Annotated in this window: 12 protein-coding genes; all 12 read right to left on the bottom strand. The window is 66.2% G+C overall.

Going from position 1 to position 18,733, the window contains the following annotated elements; translation table 11 throughout:
* Positions 1–32 precede the first annotated feature (32 nt).
* From HU806_RS00555 to HU806_RS00500, 12 genes are read right to left on the bottom strand one after another with little or no spacing between them, the layout of a single operon-like run.
* On the bottom strand, positions 33–1,394 hold the full coding sequence (locus tag HU806_RS00555; protein WP_186609042.1) for an isochorismate synthase: 1,362 nt from the start codon (positions 1,392–1,394) through the stop codon (positions 33–35).
* Positions 1,391–1,699, bottom strand: a complete 309-nt coding sequence (locus HU806_RS00550) for an isochorismate lyase (protein ID WP_186609040.1) — start codon at positions 1,697–1,699, stop codon at positions 1,391–1,393. Before HU806_RS00550 ends, HU806_RS00555 begins: the two co-directional genes overlap by 4 nt.
* The gene (locus HU806_RS00545; protein WP_186609038.1) at positions 1,696–2,454 is read right to left on the bottom strand and encodes a thioesterase II family protein; all 759 of its coding nucleotides are present in this window, start codon (positions 2,452–2,454) and stop codon (positions 1,696–1,698) included. The genes HU806_RS00550 and HU806_RS00545 overlap by 4 nt, the downstream gene beginning before the upstream one ends.
* Complete coding sequence (locus HU806_RS00540) at positions 2,451–4,049, bottom strand: (2,3-dihydroxybenzoyl)adenylate synthase (protein WP_186609036.1); 1,599 nt, start codon at positions 4,047–4,049, stop codon at positions 2,451–2,453. Before HU806_RS00540 ends, HU806_RS00545 begins: the two co-directional genes overlap by 4 nt.
* Complete coding sequence (locus HU806_RS00535) at positions 4,042–4,761, bottom strand: VOC family protein (protein ID WP_186609034.1); 720 nt, start codon at positions 4,759–4,761, stop codon at positions 4,042–4,044. Before HU806_RS00535 ends, HU806_RS00540 begins: the two co-directional genes overlap by 8 nt.
* Positions 4,758–5,903, bottom strand: coding sequence for a Gfo/Idh/MocA family oxidoreductase (locus HU806_RS00530; RefSeq protein ID WP_186609032.1), 1,146 nt, complete (start codon positions 5,901–5,903; stop codon positions 4,758–4,760). The genes HU806_RS00535 and HU806_RS00530 overlap by 4 nt, the downstream gene beginning before the upstream one ends.
* Positions 5,900–7,612: a methyltransferase gene (locus tag HU806_RS00525; protein ID WP_238350088.1), complete on the bottom strand. Its 1,713-nt coding sequence runs from the start codon at positions 7,610–7,612 to the stop codon at positions 5,900–5,902. Before HU806_RS00525 ends, HU806_RS00530 begins: the two co-directional genes overlap by 4 nt.
* Positions 7,612–8,643 carry a class I SAM-dependent methyltransferase gene (locus HU806_RS00520; protein ID WP_186609030.1) on the bottom strand — a complete coding sequence of 344 codons (1,032 nt, stop codon included), beginning with the start codon at positions 8,641–8,643 and terminating at the stop codon, positions 7,612–7,614. The genes HU806_RS00525 and HU806_RS00520 overlap by 1 nt, the downstream gene beginning before the upstream one ends.
* A complete protein-coding gene (locus HU806_RS00515) occupies positions 8,640–9,743 on the bottom strand; it encodes a saccharopine dehydrogenase NADP-binding domain-containing protein (protein WP_186609028.1) in 1,104 nt (367 codons plus the stop codon). The genes HU806_RS00520 and HU806_RS00515 overlap by 4 nt, the downstream gene beginning before the upstream one ends.
* The gene (locus tag HU806_RS00510; protein ID WP_186609019.1) at positions 9,737–11,482 is read right to left on the bottom strand and encodes an ATP-binding cassette domain-containing protein; all 1,746 of its coding nucleotides are present in this window, start codon (positions 11,480–11,482) and stop codon (positions 9,737–9,739) included. Before HU806_RS00510 ends, HU806_RS00515 begins: the two co-directional genes overlap by 7 nt.
* The gene (locus HU806_RS00505) at positions 11,479–13,218 is read right to left on the bottom strand and encodes an ABC transporter ATP-binding protein (protein WP_186609017.1); all 1,740 of its coding nucleotides are present in this window, start codon (positions 13,216–13,218) and stop codon (positions 11,479–11,481) included. Before HU806_RS00505 ends, HU806_RS00510 begins: the two co-directional genes overlap by 4 nt.
* Positions 13,215–18,698: a non-ribosomal peptide synthetase gene (locus HU806_RS00500; protein ID WP_186609015.1), complete on the bottom strand. Its 5,484-nt coding sequence runs from the start codon at positions 18,696–18,698 to the stop codon at positions 13,215–13,217. The genes HU806_RS00505 and HU806_RS00500 overlap by 4 nt, the downstream gene beginning before the upstream one ends.
* Positions 18,699–18,733: the final 35 nt, after the last annotated feature.

Raw genomic sequence — 18,733 nt, 5'->3', positions numbered from 1 at the left:
ATGCGCCCTCCGTTGAACGGCCCGAGTGTCGCTTAGCAAGATGAGAGGTGTAATGCATCCTCCATGCTAGCCAGCTTGATTTGCGTCTCCTCGTACTCATCCTCCGGCTGGGAACCACGAACGATCCCGCATCCTGCGAACAAGTGGCAATGTCCAGGTGTCATCAGCGCCGAACGTAGGGCCACGAGAAAATCGCCATTACCTCGTGAGTCCAGCCAGCCCACGGGCGCTGCGTACCAGCCCCGGTCAAAACCTTCGTTATGCCGAATGAAGCTCATGGCTGTCGGGCCAGGCAAACCTCCGACCGCTGGGGTGGGGTGCAAGGCCTGAATGCCGTCCAGCAAGCTGCGTCCCGCTTCAAGTCGGGCGGTGATTGGGGTACTCAGATGCTGCACCGTGGCCAGTTTCAGCAGTTCGGGTCGGGTTGCTGCCCGCAGGTCGCTGACGATGTCAGTCAATCCTTGCAAAATGGTCTGCACCACCAATTGATGTTCGTGCAGCTCCTTGGGGTCCGCCGACAGATCCGCGCCCACTTTCAGGTCTTCTTCGGGCGTCACGGCGCGACGAGCGCTACCCGCGAGGGCGTGGGTGCTCAGGTAGCCTTCCTGGCAGCTGAGCAGCCGCTCCGGGGTCGCGCCGATGAAACAGCTGTCTCCCCGGTGCAGGGCGAACAGGTGGGCGTGGCTGCGCCGCTCGTGCAGCCGGCGCATGACGGCGCCGCTGTCGAGCGTGGCATTGAGCTGATATTCGACATGGCGGGCGAGCACCACTTTGCTCAGCTCGCCGCTGTCGATGGCCTGCAAGGCGTTGGCGACCTTGGCCTGCCATTGTGGTGCTGGCAATGCGTTGCGTTCGATGGCCTCGGGGCACGATGGGCGCGCGCGTGGCGACGCGAAAAGCTGTTGGTACGCCGCCAGGCTGGCGTGCGCCAAGGCGGCCGGATCGCTGCCGGGTTCCACCACGCACTGGCAACGCAGCCAGCGGCCGTCGCCGTCCTCGCTGAGCAGCCATTGGGCCAGGTGAAAACTGGCATCGGCAAACGGTGCCCAATGCGGTGCACAGGGTTGCTGCGTGTCGAAACGCATGCCGCCCAGCAGCAGCGGTGGATGAGGGCCGTCGATCACCGCGTCGGCGCACAGTGCGAACCATTGACGATTCACCTCGGCCAAGCGCTGGGGCCCCGTGGCTTCGATCTGCCAGGTACTGCCCAGGCCGAACAGTGTCAGGCTCGGTGAGTGAGCACACCAGAAGAAGCCCTGCCGGTGCGTTTCGTAGAGCACCAAGGGATCCAGGGTCGGTGCGGAGTGCGAACTCACGGCGACAACGGGACGCTGATGCTTCAGCGCGCGCTGGTGCGCAGCTTCGAACACGTTCAACAAGGCGGCTTCGTTCATACGGCGGTGCTCTTCTTCTGCAGCCAGAACGCCGTCTGTTCCGCGATGTACCAGTGGATGACCTGATTGAACAGGCCCTCGATGAATTCACCGTCCAGTCCGGCCTCCTGTGCCCATTGCCGGCGCTGCGGCAGCATCGCCGCGACGCGGTCCGGTGCGGCGATACTGGCCTGGTCGGGCTTGAACGCCGAGGCCGCCTTGACGTACTGCATGCGCAGCCCCAGGGCATCGATGATCTGCTGGTCCAGGGTGTCGATGGCGTGGCGAATGTCCGGCAGGCCGGTGCAGTGTTCCGGGGTTTTCATACCGAGTTTCCTTGAAGATAGGCAGCGCGTTGCAGCAGGTGATGGATCACGGGGCGCGGTTGTTGCTTGAGATAAAAATGATCGCCGTCGAACTGGCGGATATCCGGGGTGTGCTCGCTCAGGTCCGCCCAGGCCCGGGCCTGGTCCAGGCTGACATCCGTGTCGGCCCGGGCCAGCAATACGTCGATGGGCGCGGTCAAGCGGTCAAGCTGCACCGGTCGCCAGGTCTCGATGGCCTGGTAGTCGCTGCGCAGGGTCGGCAGGAACAGCGCGCGTAGCTGCGGGTTGTCCCACAGGCCTGTGGCCTCGGCGTCCTGACGCAGAATGTCGGCGATCAGCGCGGCGTCGTCCTGGCGGTGCAGGTCACTGGGCGGTTGCCGGTGCGGTGGCGGGTGGGCCGAGACAAACACATGTTCGGCACCGAGGCCGGCCGCCTCCAGATGCACACCGACGGCGTAGGCCAGCGCCGCGCCCATGCTGTGGCCAAACAGCCACAGCGGGCGGGTGGGCAAACTCAACAGGGCCTGGCTGATGTGTTCGGCCAGACTGGCCAGGCAGGCAATATGCGTCTCGTTGAATCGCTCTTCACGGCCGGGATATTGCACGGCCAGCAAGTCGATATCCCCCGGCAGGTGCGCCAGCCACGGACGGAAGAAACTCGCGCTGCCCCCGGCGTGGGGTAGGCACACCAGCCGGGCCCGCGATTGGTCGCCCTCACGCAGCACGCGCAACCATGGGGACATTTCGCTGTTCATAACGCTTGCACCTGTTCCGCCAGGGCCTTGCGGTTGACCTTGCCCAGCCGTGTCAACGGGAACTCACGCAGCACCTGCAAGCGATCCGGCAATTTGTAGGCGGCCAGTCCACGCTCGCGCAGCCAGGCGTTGATCGTGCCCAGTTCGAGCTGCTCTGCGTGGGCCAGCACACAGGCGCAACTGCGCTCGCCCAGCAGTTCATCGGCCAAGGCCACCAGTGCCACATCGCGAATCAACGGATGGCCCAGCAGCAGGTTCTCGATTTCTTCCACCGGGATTTTTTCGCCGCCGCGGTTGATCACATCCTTGGTTCGTCCTTCTACGATCAAATGGCCTTCGGGCAAGCGCCGCACCAGGTCGCCGCTGCGGTAGAAACCATCGGCGGTGAAGGCGCGCAGATTCTGTTCGCCGGCGTTGTAGTAACCGCGAATGGTGTAGGGACCGCGCACCAGCAGTTCGCCGACGGCGCCTGGCGCGACCGGCACGTCATCGGCGTCGACGATGCGGATCTCGTCGTCGGCGGTGAGCGGCAGGCCCTGGGTTTCGAAGATGCGTGCTTGCGGGTCATTCAGCGGCGTGAAGCACAGCAACCCTTCGGCCATGCCGTAGACCTGTTGCAGGCCACAGCCCAGGGCCGGGCCGATACGCGCGGCGATCTCGGCCTTGAGTCGTGCGCCACCGACCTGCAGCCATTGCAGGCTGCTCAGGTCGTGGTCGGACCATTGCGCCATCTCCAGCCAAAGCAGCACCAGCGGCGGGATCAATGCCGTGTGGGTGATGCGTTCGCCCTCGATCAGTTCGAAGGTGGTGTCCGGGCTGGGCTCCGGCGCCAGCACGAGGGTGGCGCCGACACTGAACACCCCGAACGCGCCGGGTGAGGCCAAGGGGAAGTTATGAGCCACGGGCAACGCCGCGAGGTAGCGGGTGTGGCTGTCGAAGCCGCAGGCCCGGGCGGCGAGGCGCGCATTGCAGGCGTAATCGTCATGGGTGCGCGGGATCAGCTTGGGCAGGCCGGTGGTGCCGCCGGACAGCAGCAACACAGCGACTTCCCTTGAGTCTGGCGCGGGCAGTGGACGAGGCTGAGCGACGCAGTCGCCCAGGGCGACGAACTCTTCGGCCGCCCCGACCACAACGACCTGTTGCAGGCTCGGCGCCCGTTCACGCAGGACGCGCGCCAGCGGCCGATAGTCGAAGCCCAGGTGCCGGTCGACAATCACATAGGCCACGGCCTGGCTCAGTTGGGCCAAGTGGACCAGTTCATGTTCGCGATGGGCCGGCAGGGCGAACGCCGGAATCACGCCCAGGCGCAACAGGGCGAAGGTCAGGCTGAAAAACTCGGCGATGTTCGGCAGTTGCACCAGCACTCGTTGGCCGGCGCGCAAGCCTTGGTCGGCAAGGCCGGCGGCCAAGCGGTCGGCTTGCAGGTCGAGCTCGGCGTAACTCCAGCGCCGATGACCGTCCACCAGCGCCTCTTTGTGCGGCGTGCGCTGCGCCTGCTCGCGCAACAGCTGGCCCAGCGGCACGCCTTGCCAGTAACCGTGCTCGCGATAACGGCGGATAAAGTCCTCGGGCCAGTCGGTGCATCCATCAAGCATGGCAATCTCCTTGAGCGGTCGGGCATCCCAGCAAACGGGCGCCGTGCAGAATCAGCGGATGCGCCAGGCCGGCGATCTGCACCGCCCGTACGCCGGTGTAATCAGCCGCTTGGATACGCAGCAACGGGTCGTCGCCGGTCAGCAGGCTGAGGGCGGTGTGGTCGGCGGGGTGTACGCCCAGGTGGATTGCCGCCAGGCCCGTTGCGCCGTTGGGGTGAATCATTTGGGGCGGATGCTGGGCCGGCTCATAGGGCGTGACCAGGAAGGGCAGGCGGTCGTGGCGCGGGTAGACGAAACGAAAGCGCGTCTGGCGGCCATCCGCGCAGGTCCGCCGCCAGTTCACTGTGCGGCCCATGGCCACGCCGCATCCCGCCAATCCCTTGAGGCGCGGCGCCAGGGCCGGGGTATCGCACAGCAGCGCCAGGTCGCAGAAACCTTCGCCCTGTGTGGCCCAGCGCAACATCCGCCGCCCGGCGCCACGGCCGGCCAGGCAGTCGATGGGCCACTTGAACAGCCAGGCGTGACGCGGTGTGGTGAGCAATTCGATGATCGGCCCCTGGCTGAACCAGATGTGCGCGTGTTGCGCGCGGGCCTCGGCGGTGGCGTAGGTCACGTCGAAACCGGCGGCGCGAAAATTCGCCACGGCCTGGTGCAAGTCGCGCACCCACAGCAACACATGGCTGCAATTGGACAAAGGTTGGGCAGTGTTCAAAACGGCAGCGCTCCGAGCAGTTGGGCGGTGTCGTCACCGCGAGGGGGTTGCACGGCGTCGGCAAGGGCTTGGAGTTCGGCCAGCGGTAGCGCGCGGGGCACGGGCGGCTCAATCAAGGCGGGCATGCCGATCAGGTTGTTCATTTCGCGCCAGGCCAGGGACACCTCGGTGGCCCAGACGCCACCGCGCAGGCGTCGCGACGGTTCATCGATGTCGCGGCATAACGCGTCCAGGGCGATGCTGACCGCGTCGGGCCAGACCTGGTTGAATACTTGCTGGTAGCTCTTGGGCACCTGCGGATCGAGCGCCACCATCGTCGGTCCGGCGAGTCGTTCGCTGCCGGGGCCGGCCATGATCAGCCGGTCGGTGCTGTCCCTTGAAGCGTGCAGGCGCGGGTTCCACAGCACCGGGCCGTGGGTGTCGCCCAGGCTCAGCACACCGGCTTCACAGCCGACTTCGAGGCGATGCAGCAAGAACGAGTGGTTGTCCGGATCCTTGGGGTGCACCTGGTTCTGTATTCGCAAGCTGATGGGTACGCCATTAAAACGGGCATCGAGCCGCGTGAAGGGTTGCCCGGCGAACGCGGGGGCGGATGCCGTGAACGTCCAAGGCCGCAGACCGCCGGCCAGGCGCCCGAGAATATCCAGCAACGGATAGGCGACCTGACTGTTGCAGGCGGCCTCGATGTACGCCAACCCCTGCTGATCGCGCAGGTAAGCGGCCACGGCAAGAAAACGGCGGATCGCCAGGATATTCGGGTACAGCGTGTTCACCGCATAGGCGGCCTGGCCCTGGCGCGCCGCCTGCATGCAAGTCGCGATTTCGCGGTGGTGTACCGGGTGCTCCTGCAACACGTGGATGCCACGGCGCAAAAACTGTTGCGCCAGGTCACCACCAGCGCCACCGGTTGCGCCGGAGCGCACCACCACGCAGGCGATATCGACGTCATCCGGCACCTGTTCGACGGTCTCGTACAGCGCCACTCCATAATGCTCGGCGCAGGCCCGTGAGTAGGCATTGCCACGGGACAAGACGCCCACCAGTTGGTAGCGATCATGGGCGCGGGCCAGGGCTTGCAAGTAGATGCGACCGAACGCGGTGCCGGCCACGATCACGCGTTTGCGCGCCGGGGTGCAGTTCATGGGCGAGTCTCCGGCAGACGAGCCCATTGGGCCAGCGTGTGGTCGTCGGGTAACTGGTCGGGCAGCTCAAGGATCAAGGCGGGTTCTTCGAGGTACGCAGCCAACGCCTCGCGACTCAGGCGCTGGGCGGGCACCTGGGCGACGAAGACCCGATGGCCCAAGGGCGCCAGCGGATGGTTAGCGGCGGGCAGGCTGCGGTTGCCCTGGAATCCGCTCCTGGCCAGTGCGGCTTGCCATTGCGCGAGGTTGAGGAAGGTGGCGCTGCTGAGCTGTCGTTCATCGTCGGCCTGGTTGAGCATGAAGGCCTGGGAAGCCATCACCCAGAACTCCTCTTGCGTCGGTTCGCTGAACACCAGCCAGCCGCCCGGCTTGAGCAAGGCGAGCAGGTTCGCCAGGGAGCGTTCGGTATCGCGAGCGGCATTGAGCACGCCACCGGCGATGATCAGGTCCCAAGCCTGGCTGCGGTAACCCTGGGCCAGGGCAGGGCGGTCGATGTCGAATACGCCATGGCGAACCCACGACCAGTCCTGCAGACGTGCGGCGGCCTGCTCGCTGAAATAGCGCGACACGTCGGTGCATAGGTAGTCCACCGGAGCGTCGGCCAAGGCCGGCAACACCGCCTGGGTGGTCGAGCCGGTGCCGGCACCGACTTCGAGCACGCGCAACGTTGCATCGGCCGGCTGGCGCGCGGTCCAGGCCCCCACCCAATGGGCGACGGCACGATGCTGGTACTGAGCCGCCAGGCTTTCGCGGTACAACGCCGCCGCCCGTTCGGTGCGCCCCTCGGGAAACAACAGGTGCACCGCCGCACAGTCGCCGCGCATCAGCGCCGGCAATTGACGGGCATTGTCCCGCGCATAGTCGAGGGTGCCGCTACCGCCGGTGTTGCGCGCCCAGTCCAGGGTCAGTTGCGTCCAGATGTCCTCCAGAGCGGCGTCACTCCAGTCACGGGCGTCAAGGGTGGGATGCAGCTGGGTGCCTGCGCGGCGCAACAGGCCTTGTCCCTGCAACACGTCCAGCCAACGCGCGATCAATGGCCGATGACCCGGCGCGATGCCCGCAAGCGCCAGCCCCTGGCCGACATCATTCAACGGTGCGGGCAGCAGGCCGCAATGGTCCAGGCCGTTGAGCATGGACAGCAACGCGGCGTGGCCCAACCGATCGTTGAGCCGTACCGCTTCGACGAGTCGCTCGCTGGCAAACTGCTGATCGAGGGCGGCCTCCGTGGCATCGAGGTGATCCTCTACCGATGCCGTTTCGCAGGGGTGAGGCACGGCGAACAGCGCCTGGCCGTGCAGTGCGAGACTGCTCACGTCGGGATGCCCAAGGGCCCGCTCGCGCCAACGTTGATGTTCGAGCTTGACGCTGGCCAGGTCGCGCCATTCACCGAGGGCTTCCGTAAACCCCTGGACGCGGCAGTTGAGCTGCGCCGCCGCCCGCTCGGCGAGTTGCCAGTCGCCCGGTTGCGCCGTGACGAACAGCACCTGTTCCAGATAGCTAAGGTCGGTCAACGGCAGGGCGGGGAAGTCCAACAGCCGTTCCAGTTGCTCGGTGTTCATGACCGCCACGGCGGGGCGTTGGCGTTCGATCACCGCCAACAGACGTGCCGGGGAGCGTTGATGAGTGCCCAGGTCAGTCAGGGCGGGCAAATGCCATGGAAACGCGCCAACCGGCAGATCAGTCAGCAGGATGTCAACGTGCAGCATCATCATGAAACTCCTACGGCGTGAAACAAACGTTGCCCGGCGGCCGCCAGCGGGTCGGTGGCCTCTGGCCATACTTCGAGCAACTGAAAACCCTGGGCCTGCAAGGCCTGGCGCCATGTGTCGGGCGCGATGAAGACTTCATCGGTGTCGCGCAACGGCGCCCCGGCGGGCGGTGACAGCAGCAGGTGCATGAAGGTCAGCATCGCCGGGTTGTCCGCGATGGACTCACTGAACAACAAGCGCCCGCCGTCCCGCAGGCAGGCGCGAATCTGCCCGAGGCTGCGGGGCAAGTCGCGGGCGTTGTGCAGCACGTTGCCGGCGATCACCAGATCCTGGCTGCGCGCTTCGATGGCTTGCTCGGCGAAGTCTCGATCCAGGTCGAGCAAGCCGACGTGCATGCCCGGTTCCAGGCGAAACTCACGCTGGGCCGCCCCGGTGAAAAGCGAACTGATGTCGGTAAAGCGATAGTCCTTTTCGCACGCTTGCAATGCTGCCAGCACGGCGCGGGTAGTGCAGGCAGCGCCACCGCCCAGCTCCAACACCCGCAGCACATCGCCATGGGCGCGGACTTCGCTTGCTCGTGCGGCGAGGGCTTGATTGATCGCTGCGGTGAAGTGGTTGTGCTGGTAGGCCCCGAGCACCGCGACGGGGTCACCTGATTGCACCAGCATCGGTGCCAGGGCGAGTCGATCGCGCAACAAGTCGGGCAGGCACTCGATGACCTGGCGGTGCAGGGTGGCCATGCTGGCCGGGAAGCCCAGCTCGGCGTACAGCCTGGGCAGGTTTTCGACGGCGGACTGGGGCGGCGTGCCCTGCCAGGCGAGGCGTCCGGCGTCTTCGCGCAGCGCACCGGTGCGGGTCAGCGCCGCCAGCCAGCGCCGCACAATCCAGGCATGGCGGGGAGCCGTGCCCAAGGCTTGGTTGATTTGCCCGGCGCTGCGCCAGACTTGCACCGGCAAGGCCTGAGTGTGCAGCAACACCTGGGCCATCACGCCCAGGCTCAGGTGTTCAAGTTCATTCAGTGCGCTGTTCATAGGCAACCTTCTTCAACGCTGCGCAGCTGATCGAGCGGGCCGGATAGCAGGTTCATGGCATGGATCGCCGAGGTGCGCTGCAGGCGTTCAAGGCTGGCGGCGGGTGGCAACGCCTGGGCGGCGAAATGGCAGCCGGCACTGATTTCCCCGTTCGCCACGCTGACCACCGTGGCCGCGGCCATTGCCCCGGTCAGCGCCGCATTGCCCGCGCCGCTGAGCACCAGGCTGCGGGTGCGCGCCTGGCTCTCCCACAGCCCGTCGAGTTGCAGCAGCAATGTGACGAAAGGGGCCTGGCCGCTGAGGTCCAACAGGCTGGCCTCGCACAAGCGCTGCACCGCTTCGGCGCGCGGCAGGCTGTGGGCCAGGCCCAGCGCCTTGAGCACATGCCCGTCGGTGATCACGTTGAACCATTGGCCGACCTCCAGGCGCAGGTCCATAGCCAGGCTTTCACCTTCCCGATTCAAATAGGGCAGCAGGTGAACCTGGCCGGGGAAACACGGCAGCAGCACGTCTTGGCTGCGGCGTAGCGCTCGGCTGCAGCGGCCGTTGCGCCAGGCCGCCAAGGGTTCGCTGGTGCCATCTACCGAGCCTTGGAGGAAGTCGTCGGCGGCGACGGCGGTGAATTGGTCACGCAGGCCGAAATAGCTGGTCAGTCCGAGGACCTGGGTGAAGGCTTGCTCGGCCAGCCAGCGCGGCAGCAAGCCGGTGAGCCCCGGTTGCAGACCGGCACCGAGGACGGCGCAACGGTTGCGCCATTGGTGTGGGTCAAGTGTCATCTCGCCGGCCGCATCCACGTAATGCGCATCGGTTTGCAGCGCCGCCCGTGCGGCACGGTCGGCCAATTGCCAGGAAGGCCCGGCGCAGTTGAGCAGCACGTCGCAGCCACGGGTGAACCCGTTCAGGGCAGGGGCATCATTGAAATCCACCGCTGTCCATTGCAACCGTGCGTCGGGCCATTGCTGCTGGAGCGATGCCAGGCAGCGCGCACCGTTGCGCGGATCACGCCCGCCCAGGCGCAGCGCGTTCACGCCCAGGCTCAACAACGCCCGAGCGCTGGCCAGGCCGACATCGCCACTGGCGCCCAGCACACCGATCAGCATGGCTGGGCCTGCGCATTCAGGCGCCAGCCACCGGCGCGCTGGCGGTCGCGCCAGAACCCGGCGTAACGCCCGTCGAGCGCCAGCAGTTGCGGGTGAGTCCCGGCTTCCACGAGGCGGCCGTGGTCCAGCACCAGAATCTGGTCGGAGGCCATGATGGTCGGCAGGCGATGGGCGATGACCAGTACCGTCGAGCTTTGCTTCAGGCTTTGAATGGCCGTCTGCACGAAGGCTTCGTTGTGCGAATCCAGTGCGGCAGTGGCTTCATCCAGCAGCACGATTGGCGCGCGCTTGAGCAGCGCCCTGGCCAAGGACACCCGCTGGCGTTCGCCACCGGATAGCGCCGCGCCACCTTCGCCCACCGGCGTGAGCCAGCCCTGGGGCAGGCGCGCGACAATTTCGTCGACGCCGGCGAGGCTCGCCGCCTCAGCCACCTGCTGCGCACTGGCGTCCGGCTTGCCGACGCGGATATTGGCTTCGAGGCTGTCGTCGAACAGGTAGACGTCCTGCATCACCAGCGACAGTTGCGCCATCAAGGCCTCGTTGGACAGTTCGCGCACATCGACGCCGCCGACTTTGACGCGGCCCTCGCTCGCGTCGAAGAAGCGCATGAGCAGGCGCGTGACGGTGGTCTTGCCTGAACCCGAGGCGCCGACAATCGCCATCATCGAATGGGTCGGGGCGTGGAATGTCAGGTCGCGTAGCACCGTCGGGCCACTGGCGTAGGCGAAGCTGACGTGTTCGAAGGCAAAGCTGCCGGGGTCGCTCAACGGCTGACTGACTTGGGGTTGCGGCAATGACGGCTCGCGCAGGATGCCGACCAGTTGCTCCAAGTCATTGCCGGCCATGCGCAACAGCCCGCTGCGTGCCGCCGCCTCGGCCAGTGGCCCGACAAAGCGTGCCGCCAGGGCGAGCAGGGTGATCAGCTGGATGGCGTCGATGTCGCCTCGGGCCGCCAGGGCGATGCCCACGCCCACCAGCAGCGCGAAGGCCAATTGCACGGCCAGGCCGCCGGCCAGCAGTTTCGGAAAAGTCTGGGACACCATCGAGCCGCCGGCCTGTTTCTGCGCCAGATTGGCCGCCTGCAACGGCGCGTATCCCTCTTGGGTCCGGCCAAAGGCGCGCAGCACTTGCTGGTAACGGGCGAACTCGACCACTCGGTTACCGGCGAGGGTCGCGGCGGCTTCGACCCGGGCATCGCTTTGGCCGATGGCATCGGCTGACCAGCGATGGGTGAAGTAGATCAGCGGTGCGCACAGCACGGCGGTCAGGCCCAGGCGCCAGTCGAAGATGAACAGGGTCAGCGCGACCGTGGCCGGCACCACCACGCCGCAAACCACCGGTCCCAGGTAATGCGCAAACAAGCCGGTGACCATCAGCGTGCCGCTGGTGGCGCTGCGCGACAGGCGCCCGACTTTTTCCGAATTGAACCAGCCCAGGGGCAGGCTGGCCAAGTGTTGGCCGAGGCGATCGTGCAAGGTGGTCAGCACCACCAGCGCCAGGGCAAAGCCCTTCATCGCCTGCTGGTAATGGGCGATGCAGGTCAGCGCGGTCATCGCCGCGAGACCGGCCAGCCACGCCATCGCCGTGGCCGGATCACCGGCAAACAACGCGTGCAGGATCGGCACCAGTAAAGCCACGGCCAGGCCTTGCAACACGGCGCCGGTCACCAGCCATGCGAGGTATCGGTAGAGGCGCGCGGCATGCGCCGGCCCCAGTAAAGTGACAAGACTGCGGATCACAGGGACATCTCCAGCTCGAGGACTGAACGCTTGGCGCCGGCGCGCCACAGGCGGGCATAGGCGCCGTTGGCTTGAAGCAGGGATTGGTGACGACCGCTTTCAAGCACCCGACCTTGATCGAGTACGACGATCTGGTCCACGCCGCTGATACTCGCCAGACGGTGGGCAATCACCAGCACCGTGCGACCCCGGGCCAGGGCCGATAGGGCGTCCTGGATCAGCGCTTCGGATTCGGGGTCGGCGTGGGAGGTCGCCTCGTCGAGGATCAGCACCGGCGTGTCGGCCAACAGCGTGCGGGCGATGGACAGGCGTTGCGCTTCACCGCCAGAGAAAATCGCATCCTCGCCGATCACCGACTGGTAGCCACGGGGCAGGGCCTGGATGCGTGAGTGAATCTGCGCCGAGCGGGCCGCCGCCTCCATCTCTGCGTCGCTGGCCTCGGGGCGGCCCAGCCGCAGGTTATCGGCCACGGTCCCATGCACCAGTTGCGCGTCCTGCAAGACGAAACCGACCTGCCGGTACAGCTCGCGTGGGTCGATTTCCCGCACATCGACACCGCCGACCCGTACGCAGCCGGCGTCGACGTCGTGAAAGCGCGGCACCAGTTTGGCCAGGGTCGACTTGCCCGCACCGGAGGCGCCGACCAAGGCGGTCACGCTGCCGGCCTGGCAGCGCAGATCGACGCCGTTGAGGATCGGGTGTTCGGGGTCGTAGCCGAACTGCACCTGTTCAAACGTGATCTCGCTGCCCTGGGGCTGCTTGCTGACGTTCGGCGCGGGCAGCTCTTGAACCGTTAGCAGCGCTTCGATGCGATCGGCAGCCGCCAGGGCGGTGCGTTGCGCGGTCAGGCTCTGGTTGATCACCAACAGCGACTGCGGAATCACCACCGCCACCAGGGTCTCGGCGAACAATTGCAGCGGCGTGATCCAGCCTTCGGCCAGCAACAGGCTGCCCACTCCCAGGCTCATCAGCAGAATCACCGGGACGCTCAAGGCCATCGAGGAAAACGCTTCCAGGCGCAGCAGCGGCTTGACCCAACCGGCGTATTGCTCGCTGAACTGGTTGACCGCCTGTTGATAGCTGCGATGGGCCTGGCCCACCTGGCCGAACGCCTTGACCACGGCAATGCCATGGACAAACTCGACGATGGCGGCGCTGACTCGGCTCATGCTCTTGTCCAGCAACTGCATCTTCGCGCCGAAGCCGCGCATCATCAGGGCATAGGCCAGCGCATACACCGGCAAGGTCAGCACCGCCAGCAGCGCCAGGCGCCAGTTCAGCGTGACCAGCCACACCAGCCCCGCCAGGGGCGTGACGATGGCCGCGGTGAGTTCCACCGCGTGGTGGGCGACCAAGTGATGCAGGTCTTCCAGATCGTCCTGCACCACTTTGCGCACCGCCCCCGAAGTGGTGTCGGTGAACCAGCCCAAGGGCACGCGCCCCAGCTTGCGCACCATGGCTTCGCGCAGGCTGGCTTGCAGGCGATGGTCCGCCAGATGGGTCAGCCACAGGGCCACGCCGTTGGCCATCCAGCCCAGGCTCAAGGCGATCACCACCAGCGCCGCCCAGCGCCACAAGGTTTGAGGGTCGACGCTGCCGGCCAGCAACAACCGGCCCAGCTCGGCCAGGCCGATGAAGGGCACCAGATTGACCAGCGCGCCGACCGCGGCAAACGCCACGCCGATGCGAATCAGCCGGTTGACCGGACGTTTCAGGGTATCCAAAGCGCTCGTCATGAGTTTTTCCGTAGGGCGTCCAGCAGGTGCGCGGTGACGGTGTGGACATGAGGCGGTTCGATCACGCTGAAGTGATTGCCCGGCACGTCGATCAACTCGAAGCGCCCCAGGCACGCGTCTTCCCAGAACGGCGCCGCCAGGTGGCCGACGCCGCCGGTGATGCCGAACGACTGCTGCTCCAGGCAGCGCAGATAGGTCATGTTGCCGAGGAACGGCGGCGGGTCGAACCGTGCCGCGCGCATGCTGTGACGGCAGACGCGAAACAGCGTCGGCACCAGCTCCGGGCCGATGGGCACCCCGGCTTGGCCCGACGCCAGGCGCGCGTACTCGGCCAGGCGTTCTTCCTGGCTGCGCGCCGATTGTTGTCGCACCGCCAGCGCCAGGGCCTCCAGGCCCGGGTCGCCGCTCAACGAAGCCATGGCCCCGGCCGGCACGCGGCGATTGTCACGGGCCATCAGCAGATCGATGGCGCGGTACACGTCATAGTCTTCGATGTGCGCGCCGAACACGGTCTTGACCGGATCCAGGTTCAGGTTGGGCACGAAGATCGCCTCGTAGGCCAGCTCCTCGTCGGTGTCGATGAACATCGGAATGCTGTCGATCAGACTCAAGTCCACCACATCCATGCCGCGTTCGAGCAGGCGCCGGGCGACCTCGGTGGCGAGCAGCCCGCCGAGGCAGTAACCGATCAACTGGAAGTGCTGGTGATCGTCGGCAATCAAGCGTTCGGCGTAGTCCTGGGCCACGCTTTCGATCAGGCGCTTGGGCTCCAGCGCCAGGTAGCGCTCAGTGTCGGCCACGGCAAAGCCGATCACCGGCCCGGCTTGTTGTTCGGCCAGGGCGCGACCCAGGTGTTGGAAGTAATCCAGCGTGCCAAGGGCGGCGTGGAACATCACCCGTACCGGTCCGGCATCGCCACCGCCAAACGGCACCACCAACGCATTGCTGCTGGATGAACGCTGGGCTTCGCCGCTAGCAGCAGTGGCGGCTGACGCGCTTTCGCCGTGGTTGAGCAGGCGCGCCAGGGCGGCGACATTCGGCTCGTTGAGCATCTGCCGCAGCAGTGTGTCGTAACTCAAGCCTTGGGCCTGGGGCAGCTGTTCACGCAGTTGACCGGCGACCCGGGCGAGGATCAGTGAGTCGGCGCCTTTTTCATAAAAACTGTCGTTGACGCCAATCTGCGTCAAGCCCAGGGCCTCGGCCCACAGCCGGCAAAGCTCGGCGGTAAGAGGGTCGCTCGGCGTCGCCTGGTCATTGCAAACCTGGGTATCAACGGCGGGACGCAAGCCGGCCAGGGTCTTGCGGTCGATCTTGCCGTTGGCGGTCAATGGCAAGTGGTCAAGCACTTGCAGGTGCGCCGGCAGCATGTACTCGGGCAACCGCTGGGCCAGGGCGCGGCGCAGGCTGTCGACAGTCAGGCGCTGGAACCCGGCCTTGAAACGGGCGGCGAACACCTGCATGCCGAGGGCGGCCAGCGGGTGATCGGCCTGGGGCAGGGCGGGCAGGCATTCGCCACCGAACGCCTGGATCCGTGCCTGCCAGGTTTCGGCGTCGCGCAAACCGCTGCGACCCAGGTCGTGGTCGCCGTTGACCGGGGTCATCATGAAGCCCTGGGTCAACAGGATCGGCGGCCATTCGCCGGTGGGTTCGCTGAACACCAACCAGCCACCGGGGCTGAGCAGTTCGGTGATCTGGCCGAGGGCTTTGTCGATGTCCTTGACGCTGTTGAGCATGCCGGCACACAACACGACATCGACGCTGTTGCTGGCCAACCCTTGGGGCCGGATGTCCTGGTCGATGTCGAGCACGCCGTAGCGCACCCAGGCGTGCTCGGCAAACCGTTGCTTGGCCGCCGGCAGGAAAAAAGCGGTCATGTCGGTGAACAGGTAATCGACGTCCAGGCCATCGAGCAAGCCGATCACGGGCGCGCTGGTGGCCCCGGTACCGGCGCCGATTTCGAGGATGCGCAGCGGACCGTCGCCGTCATGGTGCGTGGCGAGGCGATTGATCAGGGCCGCGATGCTGTGATTGTTGTAGCGCGAGACGGCGTCCCCGCCGTACAGCTGCAACGCCAGGTCCTGTTGGCCCTGGGGAAACAGCAGGTCGAAGGGGTTGACCTCGCCCTTGAGCAACTGTGGCAATTGCCAGACATGGTTGAGCTGGTAGTCGAACAGCGCCTGGCTGCACAGCCCCGGAGCGACCGCCTGTTCCACCCGACCCCAGGCCAGCGCCGGCTCGGGTGCCGGTTGCGCCAGGCGATAACGCGATTGTTCGAGTTGCAGCAGGCCCGCCTCGCACAGCGCGCCCAACCAGCGCCGCACCAGCCAGTGATGGCGCGGCTGTGCCTGCAAGGCGTCGAGAATGGCCGGCGCATCGGGTTCGGCCAGCTCGCCGCTGAACAAGCCGGCCTTGAGCATGACTTCCAGCATCGAGCTCAACGCCGCAACCTTGAGGTCTGCCTGATAATCGCGAACGCATTGTGCGTCGAAGGTGCCGACCTGGTTGTCGGCATAACGATTGATCGTCGTTAGTAACGACGCGTCCGGCAGCGGCTCTGGTGCTGTCTGCGCAGCGGTGACGAAAGCCATCAGGCTGCGCTCGCTACGCTCGCCGGATGCGTCACCGGTGACCAGACTGATGGCGCTGTCCACGCCAGGAGTGGCGAGCAATGCCGCGTCGATCTCGCCCAGTTCAACGCGATGCCCGCGGATTTTCACTTGGCCGTCTTCACGGCCGAGGAACTCCAGTTCGCCACCCGGCAGGTAGCGTCCACGGTCGCCGGTGCGATACAGGCGCTGGCCGTCAACGGGATGGGCGAAGAACCGCGCCTCGCTCAGCGCCCGGTCGCCGAGGTAACCCTGGGCCAGGCCGACACCGGTGATGTATAGGTCGCCAGGCACCCAGGTCGGCGCGTCGCGCCATTGGTTGTCGAGCACGCGAAAGCCCTGGTTGGCCAAGGGCAGGCCATAGGGAATGCTTCGCCATGTCGGGTCAATCGCGCCGATCGGGTGCAGGTTGGACCAGATCGAGGCTTCGGTCGCGCCACCGAGACCCACCAGGGCCAGGTCGGGCAGGAGTTGCTTGAGTTGCGGAGGCAGGTTCAGCGGGATCCAGTCACCGGACAACAACGCCAGGCGCAGGCTGTCCAGCGGTCGGGGCTCGGCATGCAGGTAGTGGGCGAGCATGTGCAGTTGTGCAGGCACCGAATTCCACAGCGTCACTTGGTGACGCTGGATCAGCTCGGCCCAGTGCGACGGGTCGGCGCCACGGGCCGGGTCGGGCAGCACCAGCGCGCCGCCCACGGCGAGGGGACCGAAGAGATCGTATACCGACAGGTCGAAACTCAGCTGCGCCAAGCCGAGCACGCGGTCCTTTGCATTGACCTGAAAGCGCCGGTTGATGTCTTGCACGGTATTGAGGGCGGCGCGATGGCTGATCATTACGCCTTTGGGATCGCCCGTGGAGCCGGAGGTGAAGATCACGTAGGCGAGGTCATCGGCGTTGCCGTCGACCGCTTTGAAATCGGCTGGAGCCGGTGTCAGTTGATCCACCGCATGCCAGCGCAGACCATCGGCCAGCGGCGCATTGGGCAAGGCGTGAGACTGGCCGAGTACATGGCGCACCTGGGCGCTGCGCAGCACGCGGTAGCGGCGGGCGGCCGGGGCATTGCTGTCGAGTGGCAGGTAGGCGGCCCCGGCAAGCAATACCCCGTAGGCCGCCACGACCTGGTCGAGGCCTTTGGGCATGAGGATCGCCACCGGTTCCTCGCCGGTGCAACCGGCCTGGCGCAGGGTGGCGGCGACGGCCAGGGCGCGTTCGACGAGTGCGGCGTAGGTCAGGCTGCCGTTGGCGTCGATCACCGCCAGCGCTTGCGGATGTTCATCGGCCATGGCCAGCAGGCCGTCGTGCAAGCGACCGGTGGGCCGCGGCGCGGCGGTGGCATTCGCCGCCAGGCGCTCGCGCTGCTGCCAGGCTGGGAGAGGCACGTGCATCGGTTGTTCCCAGGCGTCCGGGTCCTGAGCCAAGCGCTGCAGTTGGGCCAGGAACGCCTGCTGCATGTCGTTGACCAAACCGTCGGGGAACACGCCTTGGCGCACGTCCCAATGGATGTGCAAACCATGGCGGTCATCCATCACCTGGCAGTCGAGGGTGACCTGCGGGGTCTGGGTAATGCCGTGGCCCACCCGACGTTGGCTGGCCGCCGGTGGTTCGATCGCCAAACCGATGGCACTGGTGAAGACCACCGGCATGGCCGTGGCTTCACGGCCACGACGGCGACCGATTTCACGCATCACTTCAATGCCGGAAAACAGCCGGTGCTCCAGGTCGGCAAACAGTTGGCTGCCCAGTTGCCGGGCCTGCTGGGTGAAGTCCTGGTCTTGCGGATCGTTGACCTGGAGCAGGCTGACGGAGGTGAAGTCCCCCACCAATCGATCCACCTGCGGGTGCAGCGGCAAGCGGTTGAGCAATGTCAGGTTGAGGCTGAAGGCAGGGCGCTGGCTCCAGCGTTGCAAGGTTCCGACGTAGGCGGCGAGGACCGCAATGGAAGGGGTCAGGCCGCGTTCGTTGGCGGCTTTTTTCAGGGCGTTCCATTGCTGCCGGTCGAGCTGGGCCGAATGCCGCTGGAAGCGCGGCGGGGCCGTGTCTTCACCGCTCAGGGGCGTCGGCAGTTGCGGTGCGGCGGGCAAGTCGTCGACGCGCGCCAACCAATATTCGCGGTCGCGTTGATGGCGGCTGCCTTCGAGCAGGCCACGCTCGGCCAGCAGGTAGTCGCGGAAAGTGATGTCCAGGGCCGGCAGGGTGGCTTGGGGATCGTCCAGCAACTGTTCCAACTCGTTGAACAGCAACTGTGCGCTGGCCCAGTCGGCAATCAGCGAATCCATGGAAAAATGCAGGGTATCGCCACTCTCGCTGCGGCTCATGCGCAATTCGAACAGCGGCCATTGATCGGTGGGGTAGAGCTTCTGTTCCATGGCCTCGCGGATCTGTTGCACGGCGTGCCGATGCTGTTCATCCGTGGCGCCGCGCAGGTCCGTCACGACCAGCGGGTAATGGTCGACGTCGGCCAGCACGCGTTGCGAACCTTCGCTGGCGATCACCGCGCGCAGCATGTCGTGACGCTCGATCAGACGGTTCCACGCCTGTTCCACCTGCTGCGGATCAAGCGTCGGCCAGCTCAGTTCCAGGTAACCGTGGCAGGCCACGTTGCCGTAGCCAAATGAAGACTGGCGGCCCAGGAGGTAGGCGTTCTGCACGTCGGTGAGCGGGAAGGGCGCGTGCTGGTTCGCCGGGTCAGCCAGGACCTGTGGCCGTTCCTGTACTTCGAGCAGGTGCAGGATCTGTTCTTTGTGCTCGCGCAGTTGTGCCATTCGCTCGGCATTGAGCAGGCCTTGCGGGGCGCGGAATTTCAGTTGTCCGTCCTGGGGCCAGAGTTCGACGCCGAGGGACTTGAGTTCACTTAACAATTTGGCGGCGGGCATGGATACAGCTCCTGGAGAAAAGGGAGGTTGTGCGG

This window comes from Pseudomonas sp. SWRI154 (assembly GCF_014268645.1).
Taxonomy (GTDB): domain Bacteria; phylum Pseudomonadota; class Gammaproteobacteria; order Pseudomonadales; family Pseudomonadaceae; genus Aquipseudomonas; species Aquipseudomonas marvdashtae.
Note: the sequence above shows the minus strand (reverse complement) of the source record. Positions and strands in the feature narration are given on the sequence as shown.